General features: G+C 54.1%; 12 protein-coding genes, 2 tRNA genes and 1 riboswitch. Of the genes, 6 read left to right on the top strand and 8 right to left on the bottom strand.

The window, feature by feature from the left end; all coding sequences use genetic code 11:
- Nucleotides 1-125 precede the first annotated feature (125 nt).
- On the top strand, nt 126-1,127 hold the full coding sequence (locus HS100_22515) for a hypothetical protein (protein MBE7436704.1): 1,002 nt from the start codon (nt 126-128) through the stop codon (nt 1,125-1,127).
- 41 nt (nt 1,128-1,168) lie between these two features.
- Here HS100_22515 and greA read toward each other — a convergent pair whose 3' ends face one another.
- The 5 genes from greA to HS100_22490 form a co-directional block, all read right to left on the bottom strand.
- Nucleotides 1,169-1,630, bottom strand: a complete 462-nt coding sequence (gene greA / locus HS100_22510; protein ID MBE7436703.1) for a transcription elongation factor GreA — start codon at nt 1,628-1,630, stop codon at nt 1,169-1,171.
- A gap of 68 nt (nt 1,631-1,698) precedes the next feature.
- Complete coding sequence (locus HS100_22505; GenBank protein MBE7436702.1) at nt 1,699-2,850, bottom strand: deoxyguanosinetriphosphate triphosphohydrolase; 1,152 nt, start codon at nt 2,848-2,850, stop codon at nt 1,699-1,701.
- Between the two features lie 116 nt (nt 2,851-2,966).
- Nucleotides 2,967-3,050, bottom strand: a tRNA-Leu gene (locus tag HS100_22500).
- A 264-nt stretch (nt 3,051-3,314) separates the two neighbouring features.
- Nucleotides 3,315-11,135, bottom strand: a complete 7,821-nt coding sequence (locus HS100_22495; protein ID MBE7436701.1) for a DUF4082 domain-containing protein — start codon at nt 11,133-11,135, stop codon at nt 3,315-3,317.
- A 43-nt stretch (nt 11,136-11,178) separates the two neighbouring features.
- Nucleotides 11,179-11,277, bottom strand: a riboswitch (cyclic di-GMP riboswitch).
- A gap of 754 nt (nt 11,278-12,031) precedes the next feature.
- Nucleotides 12,032-12,108: transfer RNA gene (locus HS100_22490), tRNA-Asp, on the bottom strand.
- Nucleotides 12,109-12,346: 238 nt separating this feature from the next.
- Here HS100_22490 and HS100_22485 point away from each other — a divergent pair.
- The 5 genes from HS100_22485 to typA all read left to right on the top strand — a co-directional run bounded on the left by HS100_22485 (nt 12,347) and on the right by typA (nt 17,015).
- The gene (locus HS100_22485; GenBank protein ID MBE7436700.1) at nt 12,347-12,694 is read left to right on the top strand and encodes a roadblock/LC7 domain-containing protein; all 348 of its coding nucleotides are present in this window, start codon (nt 12,347-12,349) and stop codon (nt 12,692-12,694) included.
- A gap of 10 nt (nt 12,695-12,704) precedes the next feature.
- Nucleotides 12,705-13,340 carry a 4-vinyl reductase gene (locus HS100_22480; protein MBE7436699.1) on the top strand — a complete coding sequence of 212 codons (636 nt, stop codon included), beginning with the start codon at nt 12,705-12,707 and terminating at the stop codon, nt 13,338-13,340.
- 16 nt (nt 13,341-13,356) lie between these two features.
- Nucleotides 13,357-14,208: a response regulator gene (locus HS100_22475; protein ID MBE7436698.1), complete on the top strand. Its 852-nt coding sequence runs from the start codon at nt 13,357-13,359 to the stop codon at nt 14,206-14,208.
- Between the two features lie 12 nt (nt 14,209-14,220).
- Nucleotides 14,221-14,961: a polyprenol monophosphomannose synthase gene (locus HS100_22470; GenBank protein ID MBE7436697.1), complete on the top strand. Its 741-nt coding sequence runs from the start codon at nt 14,221-14,223 to the stop codon at nt 14,959-14,961.
- 197 nt (nt 14,962-15,158) lie between these two features.
- A complete protein-coding gene (typA, locus tag HS100_22465; protein ID MBE7436696.1) occupies nt 15,159-17,015 on the top strand; it encodes a translational GTPase TypA in 1,857 nt (618 codons plus the stop codon).
- A gap of 93 nt (nt 17,016-17,108) precedes the next feature.
- On the opposite strand, the gene HS100_22460 is transcribed toward typA, so the two are convergent.
- From HS100_22460 to HS100_22450, 3 genes are all read right to left on the bottom strand, one after another.
- Entirely contained in the window at nt 17,109-19,340 is a 2,232-nt protein-coding gene (locus HS100_22460; GenBank protein MBE7436695.1) for an SH3 domain-containing protein, read from the bottom strand.
- A 144-nt stretch (nt 19,341-19,484) separates the two neighbouring features.
- The gene (locus HS100_22455) at nt 19,485-19,838 is read right to left on the bottom strand and encodes a YraN family protein (protein ID MBE7436694.1); all 354 of its coding nucleotides are present in this window, start codon (nt 19,836-19,838) and stop codon (nt 19,485-19,487) included.
- Nucleotides 19,835-21,025: a glycosyltransferase gene (locus HS100_22450; GenBank protein ID MBE7436693.1), complete on the bottom strand. Its 1,191-nt coding sequence runs from the start codon at nt 21,023-21,025 to the stop codon at nt 19,835-19,837. The genes HS100_22455 and HS100_22450 overlap by 4 nt, the downstream gene beginning before the upstream one ends.
- Nucleotides 21,026-21,027 lie beyond the last annotated feature (2 nt).

Here is a 21,027-nt window from a genome sequence, read left to right as displayed (position 1 = left end):
TGGAGGGCGGGCGCGAGGCGTAGGTCCGAATTTCGCCGTCGATTTGGAGGTAATACATCTGCCATGCAGGAGGTTTGGTTTACGTTGTATAATCGAGCCATAGCATACGAGCGAAGGAGTCAGATATGCAATTCATCGTCGCATTCCTGAAGAAAATCCCCATACTGCCGATCGTACTGTTTATTTTAGGGTTGGGGCTTGGGTTAGTGATTGGCTGGTGGATCGCGCCAGTGGAGTTTGTGAATGCCACCCCGTATTACCTTCGCCAGGATTTGAGGGAGGATTATATGCGGATGGCGATCGACTCCTATAGCATCAACAAAAGCGCGGCTTTGGCGGCGGACCGTTGGATCGGGCTTGGTACCGAGGCGCAAAATGCTTTTGCAGTCGTTCAAAATAATCCCGGTTATTTGCCCTCTTCTCTTATTCAAGAATTCGGGCAGGCAGTTACAGATGAGATCAAGGCACGGGGCGAACAGCCTGTGACGGAGGAGCCGAATCCGACTCCCGGTTGGCTTCGGCTTGTATTAATTGGAATTGGCATATTGCTGGTTCTAGGAGTTGCCTTGGCGGCGGGATTCTATATGTTCCGTTTATTCCGTAAACGCGGATCCGGCGAAGTAACGGTCACCATGCAAGCCACGGAGATCAGTCGTACGGCCGCGAAGACGAATTTTGAAGAGATGGGACTGGCTCCGCCCATCACCCAAACCATGACCACATATGTCCTGGGGGACGATCTCTATGACGAGTCATTCAGCATCGATACTGGTTCCGGCGAGTTCTTGGGCGAGTATGGGGTTGGCGTTTCCGAGATCATCGGTGTCGGGGAACCAAAGAAAGTGACCGCGCTTGAAATATGGCTGTTCGATAAGAATGATATCAAGACCGCAACAAAGGTGTTGATGTCCCGCCATGCCTTTGCGGATCCCGGTATTCGTTCCCGCCTCGAACCCAAGGGAGAACTTGTGATGATGGAACCCCAGGCTCAAATTTTACTTGAGACCGCGACGCTTCAATTGCTTGCAACCATCGTGGATATCGAATACGGGAAAGGCGTTCTTCCCGATGGCAGTTTCTTCGAGCGGGTGACGCTCGAACTTGCGATCTGGCCCCGTCAGGGATGAGATAAAAACCCGCTCGTAAACGAGCGGGTTTTTATCGCCGCCTATTCGATCTTGATGATCTTGACCTTGATCTTCCCGCCGGGGGTTTCCGCTTCCGCTATCTGCCCCACCTTTTTGTCCATTAACGCAATTCCGATGGGAGATTCGTGCGATATCTTTCCCTTGCGAGGATCCGCCTCGGCGGGACCGACGATGTGATAGGTCTCCGGATCGAAATCTTCCTCCTGGATGGTCACGTGCGAGCCGATGGACACCGAATCAGTGCTTGATTTTTCGATCAGGACGGAATTTCTCAGGATGGCTTCGATCTCCTTGATGCGGCCTTCCAGAAACCCCTGGTCCTCTTTCGCCTTGTGGTAATCGGCATTCTCCGAAAGGTCGCCCATTTGGATGGCGGAGCGCAGGCGTTTTGCCAGGTCCTCGCGACGCGGTCCTTTCAATTCTTCAAGTTCGGCTTTGAGTTTGGCCTCGCCTTCAGGGGTTAAATAATTTGGTGGGGTCATTGCGTCTCCTTTCATTGAATCGCGGGGGAACATTGATCCGGAGTTCCCCCTGATGAAACAAAAACCTGCTATGGTTTCTCGTTGGGGTTGAATAATTTTTGGTGTTCTTCGATGGCATAACGGTCGGTCATGCCGGCGATGTAATCGCAAATCGTACGTTCCAGCCCCCGCTTTTCGATGAAAAATTGCACATGGTCTGGCAGGATGGCTGGTTCCGTTCGGTATCCATTAAAAAGGTCCGAGATAATGCGTTCCGCCTTGACCTGCATCCTGACGACGCGATGGTGCCTGTACAATTTCTTGTAAAGCAAATCCTTCAATTCGCGGTTCCGTCTCTGCATTTCTTCGCTGTACCCAACAACGTTGTGTTTCATCTTCTGGATGTCTTTTACCGAGTTGATCTTGCTTTCTTTCAATCGCGCATCGGTGGCTTTGACCAGGTCCGTGACGAGTAAACCCACAAGATGGCGGATCATGCGGTGGCGGTCCATGTCGCTCAGGAAAGGCCCGCGCCAGTTATAGGTTTCGCGAAGAATCTCCCACAAGGCAACGCCTTCCAATATTTGCGTGGAAATCATCCCGGAGCGGAGCCCGTCGTCGAGATCGTGCGTGGTATATGCAAGCTCATCGGCGACATTTGCGATCTGTGTCTCAAGATTGCCTCGCAGGTCGGGATTGTAGTCGCGTGCGTCAGAGACGTCGTATTCCGATTCGTGCTTCACCATCCCTTCTCGTACCTCCCAGGTGAGATTCAAGCCGGGAAATTCGGGGTAACGCTGTTCGAGTTCGGTAACGATGCGCAGGGATTGCCTGTTATGGTCGAAGCCGCCAAAGTCCTTCATGAGCCGCGCGAGAGAGACTTCGCCGGAATGGCCGAAGGGGGAATGCCCGAGGTCATGCGCAAGGCAAACCGCCTCGACGAGATCTTCATTTCCGCCCAGGGCGCGGGCAAACGTCCGCCCGATCTGCGCCACTTCAAGCGTGTGGGTGAGGCGGGTGCGGAAGTGGTCTCCTTCGAAATTGATGAAGACCTGGGTTTTGTATTCGAGGCGGCGAAAGGCGGTCGTATGCAGGATGCGATCACGGTCTCGTTGAAATGCGGTCCGATATTCCGGCTCGGTATCGAGGTAGGCGCGCCCCTTTGTGTCCTTGCTCCTCATCCCATAAGGTGCAAGACCGCGGTCTTCTATCTCTTCGAGTTGCTGACGTGTGAAATACATGGCATGACTTGTGATGAGAATGTCATTGCGGGCGACTGCAAGGGGCGAAACAATCTCCTGTCATGAGAAGATTGCTTCGACGGACGAGCTCCGTCTCGCAATGACATGATGAAAAGTGGGGCGAGAGGGGGTCGAACCCTCACGTTGTTGCCAACGACAGATTTTAAGTCTGTTGCGTCTGCCGATTCCGCCATCGCCCCGGCAAAGAATATTTTACTATAAGTTGCATCTCAGATTGATTAATTACCAAAAGAACAGGAGAAGAGCAGTGCTATTTAATGAAATCTTGCTGGGAAACAATTCCCCAGCGCATAAAATTTCCCCAGGCGGAAGAATATCCCATTCGGTCGCTGGCTTTACTAAATTTTGAACGATCATCAGTTGCTTATTGGCATGTATGAAAAGTTCCCCTGGATCCGGGGAACTTTTCATTTAGAAAGGAACGATGTTCAGGAAGATTGTTTTCAGTGGATGTGATTGACAATTCCTGAGGTAAGTGTGTAGGTCTTTTGCGGCCAGCCGGTGAACCTGAAGGGGTAAGCGACAGGCAGCAATTCCATGTCCTGAGTGAAAGGTCGCCAGCCGCCGGCGTAATACTGGGTGCAGGTTCCACTGTCTGAGTGTACGCTGCCGGTCTGGAAGACGACGTTCGCGGTTGTGGCAATGTTGATGCTCTTACTGATCTGTGCGCCGCCATAACTGACCCTGAACGAGTAAGTCACGGGGAGCAATTCCATCGCAGTGGTCGTCGTGCCGCTCCCGAAGGTCTTCCAACCGCCGATGTAGTATTGTGCGCCACCTGTCAGGTCGCTGCCTGTCGAACTGAGCAGCTTGAAGGTCACCAGTTTGGTCTGGAAGACGACGTCCGGAGTTGTGGCGATGTTGATACTCTTGCTGACCTGTGCGCCGCCATAACTGACCCTGAACGAGTAAGTCAAGGGGAGCAATTCCATCGCAGTGGTCGTCGCGCCGCTGCCGAAGGGCTTCCAACCGCCGGCATAGTATTGCGCGCCGCCGGTCAGCTCGCTGCCTGTCGAACTGAGCAGCTTGAGGGTCACCATTTTGGTCTGGAAGACGACGAGGGGGTTGCTTGTAATGTCCTGAGTCTTTTGGATTTGTGCCCCGGCGTGGTAGATTTTGAAGTTGACTCTTCCTTTCAGCCCAGGGATGGCAACCGATAGCATTCCCTCGGTGTTGGTGGTGCCGGGGATGTCTTTCCAGCCTTTATCATAATATTGCGCTCTTGCGCCAGCGATACCTGCGCCCGTACTGTCTATCAATTTGATGGTTGCTGCACCCTGGGCAAAGGTGGCTGTGACGGAAAGATTGGCGGTGACATTCTCATCGGTTCTGGAAACGGTCAAGACACCATCACTCCAACTCACGAAATAGTAGCCTGTGTTTGGTACGGCTGTGACCAGGGTTCCGTTTCCACCGTAGTTAACGACCTGTGATGCTTCACCAGTCAGTGTTCCGCCTGTCCCAGCTGTGTAGGCCAGCGTGTACTGGTTCACCGTCCACTGCGCGGTCAGGGCCGCTCCGCCCAAAGGCATGGTCGCCGGGATGGATGGATCCCAACCGGCAAAGGTGTAGCCAGCCTTGGTCGGGTCAGCCGGGGCGGTCACTGCTGAACCAAAGTCCTGAGTGATCGGGTCCACAGCTGAACCGCCGTTGCTGTCGAAGGTGATGGTGTATCGATTCACTGTCCACTGCGCGGTCAGGGTTGCTCCACCCAACGGCATGGTCGCCGGGACGGATGGATCCCAACCGGCGAAGGTGTAGCCAGGTCGGGTTGGGTCAGCCGGGGCGGTCACCGCTGAGCCGTAAGGCAGGGTGATCGGATCAACAGCCGAACCGCCGTTGCTGTCGAAGGTGATGGTGTAGTCGTTGGCTGTCCACTGGGCGGTCAGTGCGGCTCCGCCCAACGGCATGGTCGCCGGGATGGCTGGATCCCAACCGGCAAAGGTGAAGCCAGCCCGGGTCGGGTCGGCAGGCGGTGTGATCGATGAACCGAATGCCTGCGTGATCGAAGCCACTGCCGAACCGCCGTTGCTGTCGAAGGTGATGGTGTACTCGTTGGCTGTCCATTGGGCGGTCAGGTTCGCGCCGTTCAACGGCATGGTCGCCGGGACGGATGGATCCCAGCCTGCGAAGGTGTAACCGAGTCGTGTCGGATCAGCCGGGGCGGTCACTGCTGAACCAAAGTCCTGCGTGATCGGGTCCACAGCTGAACCGCCGTTACTGTCGAAGGTGATGGTGTATTGGTTCACCGTCCACTGCGCGGTCAGGGCCGCTCCACCCAGAGGCATGGTCGCCGGGACGGATGGATCCCAGCCTGCGAAGGTGTAACCAGCCTTGGTCGGATCAGCCGGGGCGGTCACCGTTGAACCAAAGTCCTGGGTGATCGGGTCGACTGGCGAACCGCCATTGCTGTCGAAGGTGATGGTGTACTGGTTGAGAGCGAAATTGGCAGTTACTGTAGTATCACCAAGGATTGTGACTTTATCCTCAAACACATCGCCGCTCCAGCCAGTGAATGTCCAACCGGGGTCAACTGCCGTCATGCTCAGAGTTACCACATCGAGATAGTGATAGGTGGGTTTGTTGGGCGTCTTTGTCACCAAACCATGGTCCGAGACAATTGTCAAAGTGTATTCGTTTGGAATTACGGAAATACTAACAGTCGCGGTGTTACTATCTTCATACCCATCATTCGCCTTATAAGTAAATGTATCATCGCCCGAATAACCGGAATATGGTGTGTACGTGAACGAGCCGTCTGCATTGAGATCAAGCGTGCCATGCGTTGTGCCGCTGACCTCAATCGCATTGAGAGAATCGCTGTCGGGATCAGTATCGTTGTTCAGCACACCCGGGGCAGCAACTGTCAGGGTAGTATTTTCGTCGATTGTATAGGTGTCATCCACTGCCTGCGGAGCCTGGTTAGTTGTCGTAACAGTGTACTGGTTGGACCCCGTTCGTCCAGCATTGTCCGTGGCAATAATTTCCACACCGGTTCCCGGAGTGGATTCCTGCGCAGAGATGGTGAACGCACCGTTGGTGAGCTGCTTGACAGTATCTCCAGCTTCGCCGTAAATGCCGTCTCCGTCAGCATCGAAAAGCATTGTGGCTGAGCTGGAGCTCATCTCGACACCGGCTGAAGCTAGGCGAATCCATGCCCAGCCGAAGAAGCGATAGTCCATTCCCCCCAACCAGTCAGCATCTCTGATGTAGATATTGAAGGTGCCATCGGTGATGGTGATGTTGCCCAGGCTGTACTCGCGATGCTGCGTGCCGGTAGCGCCACCTGGCAGGTCGATGGAGAACTCTTTTGGATTGCCCGCCGAAAAGCCGTAGTAATAGCGCATGGAAGCGTTATCGTACAAGTTGGCAAATACCTGGTAGGTGCCATTGGGTATGCCATCTGCATAGAATCGCATCGTCGGCAAGCCGTGGTTCTCTTCGTCAACTCCTGCCAGGATGGTTGGATATGGTCGGCTGGGTGTATAGAGGAATTCTGTCCAAAAGCCATCTGTACCAATGATAGCCGCAGGGTTGGTGGTTGTGGTCAGGACTGGGTCCTGATGGTTATCTTCCCAGGCGTTGATGGTTGTGTCGCCGTAGACCGGAACCAGGCGGATCCATGCCCAGCCGAAGAATCTGTAATCCTGCCCACCCAGCCAATCGGCGTCTCGAACGTAGATATTGAAGGTCCCGTTGGTGATAGTGATATTGCCCAGGCTGTACTCGCGATGCTGCGTGCCGGTAGCGCCTCCGGGAACATCAATGGAATAAGCCTTGGGATTATCCATTGTATAACCGTAGAAGTAGCGCATCTGGGCGTTATCATACAGGTTGGCAATCACCTGGTATTCACCGTTGGGAATCCCATCCGCATAGAAGCGCATCGTCGGCAGACCATAATTCTCTTCATTTGTACCGGCTAGCACGCTCGGATAAGGGCGGCCCTGAATGTAATGAAACTCCGTCCACTGTCCATCCGACTCTCCAGGATTTCCAGGAATTAACGTTGTCGGATCAATGGTCGTTGCCAGAACCGGGTACTGGTGGTTGTCCTCCCAAGCGTTGATCGTCAGCCCGGGATAAGTAGTGACAGTCACATTAAACGGAACTCCTGTCACCTGCTGGTATGAATCGGATGTGACAGTGTAAAAGTCTGGCGGTTCCGGCGGCAGCTGCAAAGCAAAGGAATTGCTTTGACCCACAACAGCCCCATCGGTAGCAGTGACGACCAGGTCGGAATACTCCACACTTGAGTCAATGGTAAGCGACCCACTCCAGACGCCATCTACAAAAGGCCCGGCCTGGACTGGCGTGATGGTTCCAGCGGATACACTCAAGTTGACTGTGCCATTGTAGGGTGTGAACACATTATTACCGTCATCATAGGCAGTAATCGTTACCGCAAAAGGTGTGCCTGTTACCTGCGGGCTCGATATTGCCGAAAATCCAAAATGATCCAGGGTGGGTGCTTCGGTCAGAGTGGTGAATGACCAGGTGTAATCTCCGTACATTGGATTGCCCGCCAGATCATGTACACCGTAAACCCCGCCCTTTACTACAGCAGTGTAGGTTGTGGAGTAAGAAAGGGGGCTGGCTGGGTTCAGCCGGGCGGTATGGGTGTTCTGGTCGTATGTGACGGTAGCCGTTACTAGGGCGTTCGCTGGACCACGCAGTTCAAAGGTGGCATTGCCGATGGTGTCCGGATCTACTGCCTCGCTGAATGTGGTAGTAACATCGGCGTTGATATCAACACCATTCGCATTCGGCGCCGGAATGGTGGATGCCACGCTCGGGGCGGTCGTATCTTGTTGAATCTGTGTCCTGAAGAGCACATCCACCCAGTAGTTGGAGGCATTAAATGTGCCGTTGGGGAAACTGGGCGAGGGACCATAAGTATACAAGCCATTCGGGCCGCCTGCCTCAGTGCTGGAATAGGCATAAAGAGGCGGGTTATCACGCCCACTGGTGAAGTAATTGAGCGTTCGTATCCAGGAGGTTGAAGTATGGTAAGAAGCCACGTAGATTTGATTGGGCAGGACCAGTACGGGCGTGTCGAAAAGCGCCTGTTGCCAGCCTGCGGTTGCCGTGGCTGGAAAAGTAAGCGAGGCAAGCAAGGTGCCATTGGATGCCCACAGGTGTCCCGGGTGTGCGACTGTGTCACCTGAGCCACGGTAATAGCGCAAGCCGGTGATGTACCCCCCCAAGCTGGAGCGGAATCGAACACCAAGCTCGACAGCCTCGGAATTCGAAGATACATCAGAAGGAGTAAAACTGTCACCCCACAACATACAGTCCCCGTCAACACACACTTCCGGTGGGGTCAGGTCGGTCTCGAAGACCACATCTGTCCAGTAATTGCTGGATTGATAGGTTTCATTTGGGAAGTGGGAACCACCAGCAGGCACGGTATTATCGTATTTATAGACACCATTTCCGCCCTGCTCACCGTCTACCAGGGCGCGCAACGGCGGGTGTTCGTATAACGCCCGGTTGCCTTCAGTGAAGTAAGGCCGGTCAACGGCATAGCCTGCTGTTGTATGATATGAAACTACATAGGTTGTATCTGAACTGATCGGAACAGGCGCAGCCAGGTTGACCTGCTGCCATCCGGCTGGTGTTCCGGTTGGATAGACTGCCTCCGCCAGCATCGTCCCATCTGCTGTCCACAGGTGCCCGACAAATTCCGTCCCCGTGTTGGATGCGCTCCGGTAGAAGCGCAAGGCAGTGATGTACCCATCTGTGGCGGCGCGGAATTTCATTCCAACCTCCAAAGCATTGGGGTCTGCATTAAAGGGATTCGCGGGCGTTGTCCCGGAATCCCAAATGCTGCATGGGCAAACCGGGGCGGCGAGCACCTGGAAGGTATTGCTTATCCCAGTTACTCCACTACCTGTCGCCGTCAGGGTCGCACTGCTTGCCGTAGCGCCAATGGTCACCGGACCAGTCCACGCCCCACCTACGAAAGGTCCGACCGAAGTTGGCGTGACCGTCCCGGTCGAGTCGGTCAGCGCTACCGTCCCAGCGTAGCCAACCACCAGGTTGCCAGCGTTGTCGCGGGCGCGAAGTGTTATTGAGAACGGCGCATTCAAATACTTTGGATTGGCGATCGTGGCGAACTCAAAGTGGTGGAGCACCGGCTCGGACACTGTCACGCTGGCTGTCCCGCTGATAGCGTTGCGCGTCGCCACGACCGTGTTGGCGTAGGTTCCCGGAATAACTCCGGCTGTGAAACGCCCACTCACGTCGATGGTCCCACCTCCATTGACAACACTCCAGGCAAAGGTCAGATTCGGAATCGGGTTGTTGTTGGCGTCATAACCTACCGCACTGAACTGTTGGGTTGTGCCAGCCACCACGGTTGCTGGATTTGGGCTGACAACGATGTGATCCAGCGGCCCAGGAATAATGTAGTTAACGGTGGTCGTCCCTGTGAAGCTAGGCACATCCACCATCACGTAACCTTCCCCATCCATAAACAAATAAAAACGGGTCGGGATATCTGTGGCGCCGCTGAAGTTCGCTATCACTTGGTTTGTGCTTGTGTTATAAGCGGCCGATGTGATATTCGACGTTGTAGTCGCTCGGATGTAGCGGCAGGCGTAGTCTATCGTCACAGGCTCCACCTCGTAAGCGCTCAGGTTGTTCATAATGCCTTGCAGGATGGCCCGCCAGTTGGCTGGGGCAGAGGCTCCCCAACTCCCGCTCACGAAGTAGCCGTGGGTAAAGAGCGTCGCCAACTGCATCCCGTCCAGGGCACGCTTGGTCTGGCGCGTTCCTCTTCCAATTGTGCCCGCTACATCCCCCAGATTTGGGTACCACTCGTATCCAGCATCGTCACGAATCTCGGTGACGCAGTTGAAGAACTGTCCATCAAACTCTGGGTGACCGGGGACGGTCATGAAGTCGGCGTAATACATTGGCAACCCGGAACTGCTGCCGCCTGTTTCGTATTCACGGAACGGCCCGTTCATGATCCAAGGCGCGCCGTAGCCATTGCCGGGCTCCATCTGTGTACCGACGAACTCAACACCCCAATTGGAAAGACCCTGGAATACATTCGAGCCAAACTCGTAATAGTGCGGCAGGACGTAATCCGAGATCGGGATGTTGTTCGTTGTGTGCCAGGCCGTACCATCGGCAAAGTTCGCAGCGACGGTGGCGTCCGGATAATTTCCCGCACCGTGGTTGAAATAAAAGAAGCTGCCATTGAAGGCGTGGATCGCTGCTGTGGCAAGTCCGGCATTGGTCAGGTTGGAGAGATCGGCTGCCTCTGCGCTATCAATGTTCTGATAAAACAATCCCGCCCAGGGTTTGATGCCGAATTCGTTGGCGATGTGAATCCACTCGAAATTTCCCGACTCATCGTCGCTTCGCATGGTCAGAAAGGGAGGCATGCCCTGCATGACAAAGGGCTTGCGCGCAGCCCACACAAGACTGCGCCATACTAGGTCGTCTAATCCATATACCGGCCCCCGCACCGACGTGGACATCCACTCATAACTGCCCCACTGTACTGCCCGTCCAGCGCCATAGGTCGTCACGGCGATGAAAGGTTGTGCGCCCGTGCTGGCCACTGTAGTCACATCCCCCGGCAATGTCACACCTGGCAGGCTCATCTCTCCTGTGCCCAGGCTCTCACCCGGCGTGTGGCGTTCAGCGATATAATGAAGCGTACTGCTCGGAAAGCTCACACCTGAACCGCTGGTCGCTCCACCATAACCGAAGCCAAATACATCTTGAACAAATGAATAATGCGGTGTGCTGCCATCCGCTGATAAGTCATTGTCAAAGTTGACCAAACCCGTTCCAGCGTTCACCGCCGCTGAGAGATTGCCTTGCTCGGTTGTATCCAGGTAAGTGCCAGCGATATCCAACTGCCGATGACCGATGATGATCAAGGCATAATCGATCACGTTTTCGGTTATGGGGGTTGTGGAAATATCCAGCAAGGTATAAGGGATGCCAAAATGGTCGAGATACGGCTGGATATAGTGAACGAAGTCAATGTGTCCAGCACTATCAGAGTTCATAAGCACCAAAGCGTCTGCCCGGGAATTAGAACTATCTTGAAGAGCTGGCGCGCTCATCGGGTTCAACTGAAGAGGATCGCTAAGTATGGAATCCTCTGCGGCTGCGGGATTTACCCCAACGGCCGAAGTGAGAACAGTCAGGATCAAGAAGATTTGCATCATCTTGGCAGGTTGAATCCGAAAATTCACCTTGTTCCATTTCGCATTTGAAAACAGGTTTTGGATTGACATTGTTTCCTCTTGGAAAAACTGGATTTAAACAAACAACCGGCTATAACAGCCGGTTTCGCTATTGGCTCCCCAATGCTCGCCCCCACAGTTGTGGGTTAAGCGACCAAATTAAAAGCATTGGTTCAATGCCTCGAACTTCTTTATTGTTTTCAGGTTACTTCCGACGGTCTAAAATGGTTGATCCGAATCCCGCTAACAGTAATTTTACTCGGTTGTATGGTAGCAAAAAAACAAACCAAATGCAATATGGATTATGTCACGACTTAGCCCTGCCACCTTAATGCCCAGGACAATAAGGGTAACTGAATGCATTACCTACTTTCATTGCCCGAATACGGTGATTAGTTTTGAGGGACCATATAGAAGTCTTAATAATTGGATGATTGCTCAATACCAGACACTCATACAGTGTCTACAATCAATAATGGCAGGAAAATTTATTTATATTTTTTTGATTTTCATTTGAATTTAATTACCCCCACACCTACCTGTTTTCCTGTCCGCGGTTCGAACCAGCGCTTCATGCCTCACTGGATTTGAATGTCCCTGTAGCCAAGTTTTCCAGAATCTGTAAGAAGGGTGGGAGAGCGGTTTGTTATAAGCCAGATTGCATGCCTCGCCAGGCTTGTAATGGCAAACGAACTGGCTTATATTTCCAACCTGTCAATCGTGCGTTCTGTGGCATTGTTGCGTCGCACTTTGATTTGGAAATGGTCTTCGACTATTGTTCCCCATCCCTATGCCGCCTCCAACAAAGCTTGGGGTTGACCATCGTACATAGAACGCTTATCCATTTGACGGAGTACCGCCATTGAGATATTAGACGCAGTAAAACAACAAAACAACCGGCTTCAATTGCCGGTTGCTTTGTTTCGACCTTTCGAAATATTACATTCTGGCGGTCCCGACGGGATTCGAACCCGCGATCTCGGCCTTGACAGGGCCGCATGTTAGGCCGCTACACCACGAGACCATTTGGTTAAGCGGGCAGTAGTTTACCATGAGGGTATGACCGTGTCAATACAACGCATCCTTGGCTGGTATTTCGTGTCATGAACGCCTTGCCCTTTTGCAAACCAAGCGATGGCGAACTTGACACATTGGTAGCCATGTTCTAAAATTGTTTCGATGAATGTATAAAACGTCCTGAAATATTTGGGGCGTAAAAATTCCCCAGGAGGGCTGGGTTGACAAAAAATCGCACACAACAAATGGTAGACCGCCTGAGGGAATTGCAGGCGTCCTCGCCGGATATCGAAGCCTCGGCTATCGTCAGCGTGGATGGTTTGAGCATTGCTTCCGCTTTGCCGCAGGGCGTGGAGGAAGATCGTGTCTCCGCAATGTCGGCGGCCATGTTGTCGTTGGGTGAACGAATTGCCGGCGAATTGGGGCGCGGCTCTCTCGAGCAGGTTTATATCAAGGGGCTGAAGGGCTATGTCGTTCTTATCTCCGTGGGGGAGGAAGCGGTTCTAACCGCCCTGGTTCGTGAACAGGCCAGGCTTGGCCTGATCTTCCTGGATATGCGTCGCGCCGCCGAAGATCTGGCGAAGTTAATTTAATGGAGTCATCATGAGCCCCGTCCAAAAATCTGGTTTGTATTATCCCAACAAATTCGGCTTGATTACGATCAAATCCCTTGAAGAAGTGATGGGGAAGAACGGTTTGAATGCCATCCTCAACCTTGGCGGTCTGAGTCATTACATCGAAAACTATCCCCCGGATAACCTGGATAAAGGCTTCGATTTTACCGAGTTATCCGCCATCGGTTCCGCATTGGAGGAAATGTACGGTCCGCGCGGCGGACGCGGCCTCGCCCTGCGAGCCGGGCGCGCCACCTTTGCAGACGCGCTTCGGAACTTCGGCGCTCTGGCTGGAGCGGCCGATCTGGCTTTTGTCGTCCTCCCCCTTCAGTCCAAGTTAAGGATCGGTCTGCCCGCCTTTGCCAAGATCTTTACCCAGCTCAGCGATCAGCAAACATCCGTCGAAGAAAAGGATACCGAGTGGATCTGGACCATCCATAAATGCCCGTGCTGCTGGGGACGCACCGGCGTCGACAAGCCTGTCTGCTTCATCTCCACCGGGCTGCTTCAGGAAAGCCTGAAATGGGTTTCCGGCGGGAATGAATTCCGCGTCAATGAATCCAAATGTGTGGCGATGGGCGACCCGGTCTGCGAGTTCATCATCCAAAAAGAACCGATTTCCTAGCTAACGGGCCCCCGGCATGTCGGATACGAAGCAGAAGATCCTCATTGTAGAAGACGACCCTGATGTGGCTGAAATGCTGACGGCGTATTTCCGTTCGCAGGAATACGAGGTATTCACTGTGAACTGGGGTGAGGATGGCGTCCGTTCTGCATTGCAGGTGAACCCGGAGCTGGTGATTCTCGATATTCGTCTGCCTGATATTGACGGATATGAGGTTGCCCACCGGTTGCGCAACGACCGGCGCACCTCCAACATCCCGATCATCTTCCTTACCGAGAAACGCGAACGCAGTGACCGTCTTCAGGGATTGGAGATCGGCGCCGACGATTACATTACCAAACCGTTCGACGTGCAGGAATTGCGCCTGCGCGTGAGGAATGCGCTCAAGCGGGTCTATCAGGGCTCGTTGACCAACCCGGTCACGGGTTTGCCGGAAGGCGCGCTGGTTGATGAGAAATTATCTGAGGTCCTGGGGAAGGACGGATCTGCGTTGTTGTATATTTCCATTCAAAATATGGGCGCGTTTCGTGAAGCCTACGGATTTGTCGCATCCGACGATGTATTGAGGGCGATCAGCCTGATGATCGTCAACACACTGCGTGAATTCAGCCGTTCCGATGATTTTCTCGGCCACCTGAGCACAACCGAACTGCTTCTGGTTGTTCAGCCGTCGAATTTGCCTGTGTTGCGTGATAAGCTGAGATCACGACTGGAACAATCTGTGGAATATTTTTATCCTCTCAAAGACCGTGAGCAGGCAGCGAAACAGCCCGACCGGCTTGGTGCGAAACTGGTCGAGTTCGCCTCGTTGAAGAACTACAAGCCTGACGCGGCTCAATTTAAAACGGTGCTTATGAATGCGTCATGACGGGAGCAGGAATTGAGAGTCACAATTGTCATTCCGACGTATAACGAAGCGGAGAACCTTTCCAGACTGGTCTCCGCTTTATTTTCGCTTCCGCTCGACCTGCGCCTGCTCGTCGTGGACGACAACAGCCCGGATGGAACAGGCAAACTGGCAGAGGAACTTTCCAGGAAACATTACGGCAAGATTGAAGTCCTGCACCGTCCCGGTAAGATGGGTTTGCGCTCTGCGTACCTGAATGGGTTTCAGAAGATATTCGATAGCGACGCGCAGGCAATCGTCCAAATGGATGCGGATTTTTCACATGACCCCGTCATGCTTTCCGACATGGCTCGAATGCTCGAATCCAACGACGTTGTGCTCGGGTCGCGGTACGTCCCCGGCGGCTCTGTTGATGAAAAGTGGCCCATTTGGCGAAAGTGGCTTTCCGCGTTCGGAAATTTTTACGCGCGCACCATTTTAGGTCTGCCCTTGCACGACGTCACCACCGGCTATCGCATGTGGCGCACGGAGACCTTGAAACAGATCCCCTTCGAACGAATCCACTCCAGCGGGTATATCTTCCTCGTCGAAATGATCTACCTGACCCACTGCCTTGAATTTAAGATCGGCGAGTCGCCCATCTACTTTGCAGACCGCAGGTTCGGGAAATCCAAGATGTCGTTCAAGATCCAGATCGAAGCGGCTATTCGCATCTGGCAGGTGCTGTGGAATTATCGCGATTTGAGAAGGGCGGGGAAATTGGCGCGGATATAAGACTCCCTTCCTCAAATACAACCTCTCTGTTAGAATACCATCCGCAAGCCGAACGACCCTTCAAGACCTCGGCGTCCCGCCGGGTCTTTTTTATCGCCAACCCACTATTCACCATCCACTATTCACCATCCACTATTCACTTATCATTAGTCTCCGATCTCAATTCTCTAATCCTCTGCCCATCCGAAAGAACTCCCATGCTAACCCGAACCGACCTTCGAAACATCGCCATCATCGCCCACGTCGACCACGGCAAGACCACCCTTGTTGACGGGCTTTTGCGCCAATCCCACACCTTCCGCGAAAACCAGCAGGTTGCTGAACGCGTCATGGATTCCAACGACCTCGAGCGCGAGCGCGGAATCACTATCCTGGCAAAAAACACAGCGATAAGCCTGGTCGATCCTGCCACGAATGAAACTGTGAAGATCAACATCGTCGATACGCCCGGTCACGCCGATTTCGGCGGCGAAGTGGAGCGCGTCATGAACATGGTGGACGGCGTGCTGCTCCTCGTCGATGCGGCGGAAGGTCCCATGCCGCAGACGCGCTTCGTCTTGAAGAAGGCGCTCCAGATGGGGCACAAAGCCATCGTGGTCATCAACAAAGTGGATCGCAAGGATGCCGAACCGGATCGCGTCTTGAATGAAACCTTTGACCTTTTCATCGAACTTGGAGCGACCGAAGAACAAGCGGATTTTCCCGTCATCTATGCCCAGGCGACGGCTGGCAGGGCGGCTCTTTCCCCGGACCTCGGACCGGACCTTGCTCCCTTATTCGATGCCATATTGAAGCATATCCCCGCTCCCAAAGTGGACGTGGACGCTCCCCTGCAAATGCTCATCACCACCCTCGGCTATGACGACTATCGCGGCGTGACGGCAGTGGGACGTATCTTTGCCGGAAAGATCAAAGTCGGACAAAAACTTTCCCGCATCAAATTGGACGGGAAGATTCTTCCTGAAACCGCACGTTATCTTTACACATTCAAAGGCTTGAACAAGGTCGAGGTCGAAGAATCGATTGCAGGCGATATCATCTCACTGGCAGGCTTGGAAGACATCGCCATCGGCGAGACGCTCGCCGACCCCGCCAACCCGGTTGCATTGCCTTCGATCAAAGTGGAGGAACCGACGGTCCGCATGACCTTCGGGGTAAACACATCGCCGTTCTCCGGCAAGGAAGGCAAATGGGGCACTTCGCGGAAACTGCGCGAACGATTGAACGACGAACTGCGCACGAACGTCTCCCTGCGCGTACAGGATACCGACTCGGCGGAAAATTTCCTCGTCTCGGGCAGGGGCGAATTGCATCTTGGAATTCTCATCGAAACGATGCGGCGCGAAGGGTATGAATTCCAGGTCTCACGCCCCGAGGTCATCTATCACAATGCGGACGACGGCGCATTACTCGAACCTTACGAAGAAGTCCACATCGAGACCAGCAACGAAACCGTCGGTGCGGTCGTGGAAATGCTTGGGTCGAGGCGCGGCAAAATGATGGACATGCAGGATTCGGGTCAGGGTACGACGCGCATGGTATACATCGTCCCGACCCGCGGTTTGCTCGGCTTCCGTTATCAATTCCTGACATCCACGCGCGGCGCAGGCGTGATGAACACCATCTTCCACGGCTACGACGAATTATCGGGTCCGATGAACACGCGCCAATCCGGTTCGCTGGTGGCGTGGGAACCCGGCACGACGACCGCCTATGCCTTGAAATCGGCGGAGGAGCGCGGGATGCTTTTTGTCGGTCCCGGCGTTGACGTTTACGAAGGCATGGTCGTCGGTGAAAATGCCCGCGCAGGGGATATTTCCGTCAACGTCTGCAAAAAGAAACATTTGACGAACATACGCGCGGCTCGCGGCGACATGGAAATCCGCCTCACCCCACCCCGGCAGATGTCCCTCGATGAAGCCATCGAATATCTCGCCGACGACGAACTGCTCGAAGTCACCCCTGAGAATTTCAGAATTCGCAAACGGATATTGAACACCGAAGAACGCGGCAAACAAACGAAGAAGGCGAAGGAACAGTTCGGCGAGGAATAGGCTTTTAAAAATTGACTCACCCACGAAATTAAGGTTCGTGGGTGAGTTCGTCGCTTGTCAGCGTTCCAAATTAAATTCCGGGTAAATGATGTTCTATGGTTTGATGAACAGACCGAGATGGTTGCCCACCGGTCGTTCCTTGCCGGGTTGATTCATTTCGATGGGGGAATTCAGGACGCGCGCTTTTCCATCGAATCCGCGGATGACCATCGAGGAGGAGCCGCCGCCGTCCATGTTCGCGCCGGTATACACTCCGTACGAAATGAGCAGCTCAGCCAATTCGGGGAAGGTCACGCCTTCGCTGTAGCCTGCCTGCCGGCCATCCACAACCATCAGGGTCAGCCAGCGGCCGTTTTTGCTCAATCCCACCGCTGTCCGTGGATTTGGCACCTGCGCCGCAAGATTTTTCACCACCTTTCCTTCGACCACGACCAGCCGGTCTCCGGAGATGGCGTTGAACACAGCGGGTTGTTTTGGGTTGAATATTACCTGATTCTTTTTCCCGATATGGATCACCGGCTGGGCGGTCTTCTTATTGGAATAGATCTTGCCGCGCGAGGCGGCGTAGTCGCTGATGCGGACCGGGTCGCCGCCGTTCGGGCAGAGTTTCGACGGGATGAAGGATGCGTCGAGATAACTGAAATATCCGCCATTGATCGCGGCATGGAGCTTGAACTCTTCGAGGAATTTCGACGTGGTGCGGGTGCAAAGCACGTCGGTATTGTTCGCGGAGGGCGTAACGAGGAATTCGAGTTTCTGTGCCTGAAGGTCTATGGCGAGTACATGCACCACGATGGGACGGGGCGAGGTAAGGTCCTTCCGCAGATAGGTCACTCCGGAGAAAAGGGCTTGCGTGACCGAATCGGGGCGCTTCGCCGTGCCGACTTGGGCAAGGTAATCCCGCGAACACCAGCCCGTCGAGCCGTCCAGTTTTTGCGTTTTGACCCAATTGGAATTTGATTCATCGAGAGCCGGAATTATGTCGTTCTTGGACAATGTGCTGATGATCTTCGCCGTCAGGTTCGGAGATTCGCGCAGGTTGAGGGTGGAGGTCGTGACTTTATACCAGTTCTTGTCGTTGTAATCCGGCACAGTCGTGGATGGCGGCGGCTCGCTCGAAGGATTGTGAACGCTGATCAAATAATCGCCGAAACTCCAGCCGGTCTTCCTGCCGTCTTTGCTTCGAACTCTCAGCCATTTGTTATCCGGGCTGGCATCGAGTTTCTCCACCAACTCGCCGAAGGTGAATGTGCCGATGGATTCGAATTCAAGTCCCGGTCCGATGCGGATCTTCAATGTGGACGCTGTGACGCGATACCAATCGGTGTCTTCTTCGTCCGGCGGCGGGTTGGTTGTTCCGGAACCGGGATCCCCGCTTCCGCCTGAACCTGTGCCTCCTGTTCCACCCGTGCCGGTATCGCCGCCCGAAGGAGTCCCGCCCAGGTTTTGAAGATAAGCCGCGAAACTCCACCCGGTCAGGCTCCCATCCAGTTTGCGAATTTTGTGCCAGGTTTCATCCGGGTTGGATTCGAGCCTTTCCACCACTTCGTTCAACTTGATGCTGCCGATCTGGCCAAAGGATAATCCCGGTCCCGACCGGACCTTGAGCGAGTTGACAGTGACGCGGTAATTCTTCCCGGGCGGGGTCGGCTCGGGCGCCGGTCCCAAGGTCACCCCAAATCTTTGCTCGAAGGCATCTTCATCGCCGTTGAAATAGTTCAGGTCGATGTTCAGGCTTTCCACGCCATAGACTGCCCCGTCACCGTTGTCTGTGAATTGCCAAAGCGTCCAGTCGTCCCATGGCTTCGGGACAGAGGGTCCCGTTGGGTTGTAGGCTGCGATCCAGAGCGGATATTGTTTGAAATAATTCAGGGAAGCTGTCGGAATGCTGACGCCGACGGTATTTTCGAGCCAGTAATAATAGCCGGTGTAGACTCCGATCTCCTTGTTGGATGGGATCAATTGTTTCACCCGTTCAAGGAAATCGTACCAATGTTTCCACCCTCGATAACCCCCGTTGTAGGTATCCTCGAAATCGCCGAATAAGGGCAGTTCGCCGAAGTCGCCTTCGAACATGGAAACCCATTTTTCAGCCTGCTGTTTTGGGTCGATCCGGCTGTCGTAGAACCAGTAGGAACCGCGGGGGAGCCCCGCCGCTTTCGCCCCCCTCCAATTCGCTTTGAAATCCCGGTCGCCCCACAGGTTTTGCCCCGCGCGGACGATGACAAACTGGGCGTGTTGGCGCATCCTCGTGAAATTGATGCCCTGCGGGGTTTCAGGGTCATCCTGATAAAAACTGACGTCGGGTCCGATGACTTTTGCCATGAGGTTCTCCTAATCTTAGTTGGCCGGGTTGTTCTCCATTGGATGTGTGAATATTATACCCAAGGGGAAGTTGAAATTGCAGGATAAGAATGAAGCGGGGTGATGGCCGGTGATTGAATAACTTGGGAGTTCTCGGTTTGATCCCTAATTTATGTTCTGGAAATGATGGATGACGGGGGTCCCGCCGGGTCTGCCTTCGACGGCGATCACATCGATCTGCCAGCGATCGATCCCATTTTCAGAGGCGTGGTGAGCAGCGGCGTTCAGCATGTGTTCCCGTTTCCGCGCTGTGATCTGGTGCTCGGGGAAAAAATTCCTGGATGAGGTAAGCGTTTTCACCTCGATGTAATAGATAACACCGCCCTTTTTAGCCACGATATCGATTTCGCCATACGGCGTACGGACGTTGCGCGCTGTCACATCATATCCCCTCTCTTCAAGCCAGCCGACCGCGGTTGATTCGCCCCAGGCGCCGATGCGCTGGTTATGCCTGGTCATGAAAGGAACTTTTCCAGTATTCCCCGCAGGCGTGAATTGAGATTATCCTTTCGGCGGGTTGTGCCTTGCAGGACGCGTTCATATTGAGCTAGCATGATCTTCGTGGTGCGTTCGATCTTATAGGTCAGGGACGCCTTGCGGGCTGAATGGCTCATCGAATTCCGGATGTCGGGTTCGAGACAGAGCCGGGTAAGTTTCGCCGTGAATGAAGGCAGATCGTTCGTTGCAAGGTAACCGGTTACGCCGTCTTCGACGGTATCCCCAACGCCAACGGATTCCATGCCCATGATCGGAAGCCCGGCCCCCATTGCCTCGATGACTGAGAGCGGATGCACTTCCGTCACGGATGCCGTGGCAAAGATATCGCACATGGCAAGGTAGGCGGGAAGTTGGTCATAGGGGACCCTGCCAGCCAAACGTATGCGGTCACGGTTGCTCTTTTTCTCGATATGGTTGCGGATCTCATCTTCGAATTGCTGAATGCCGCCCCCGATGAGCAGCAGACGCACATTTGGGACGGCATTGGCGACGCCATCGAACGAGTCGATCAGGAGGGGAATGTTCTTCTCGAGAGCGATCCGGCCCGCATAGACGACCAGGATATCATCCGGCTTGTAGCCAAATTTTTCGCGCGGTAACGGCGCGGCATGTTGAAAATTTTCCAAATCCACGCCGTTTGGGACGATCTCGATGTGGCTTTCCACTTTCAATTCGCGCAGGACCTTTTCCATGCCAGCGGAGGGCGTGATCACCAGGTCCATCGCCTTGCAGAAGGGGGGCATGTATGCCTGAAGCATTCCCAGGCTGACCTCTTCCGGCATCATCGATAGGTAAGCCTGTGCGTACAGATCGTAACGGGAATGATTGGTGAAAACGATGGGGATGTTTGCCGGGCGGCAGTAGCGCAGGGCAAGGCGCCCGCTCAGAAAAGGATGATGCACATGGACGATATCCATCGTCTGCAGGAGTTTCTTCGCCTGCCGGGAATAGCGCATCGAAAGAAAGAATCCCGAATCTGCCAGCGGCAGGCCGGGGCTGCGAATTACATTCTTCTCCTCATCCTCGTAGTCGAGGTCGCCAAACGTGAAGACGTAGACTTCGTGCCCCGCTTTCTCGAAAAATCGTTTGTTGACCTCTATATAGTTGGTGATGCCGCTGATATAGGGCTTGTAACTGTCGACCATCATTC

The sequence above is a fragment of the Anaerolineales bacterium genome (genome assembly GCA_015075725.1).
Classification (GTDB): domain Bacteria; phylum Chloroflexota; class Anaerolineae; order Anaerolineales; family Villigracilaceae; genus Villigracilis.
This window is presented reverse-complemented; position numbering and strand designations above follow the sequence as displayed.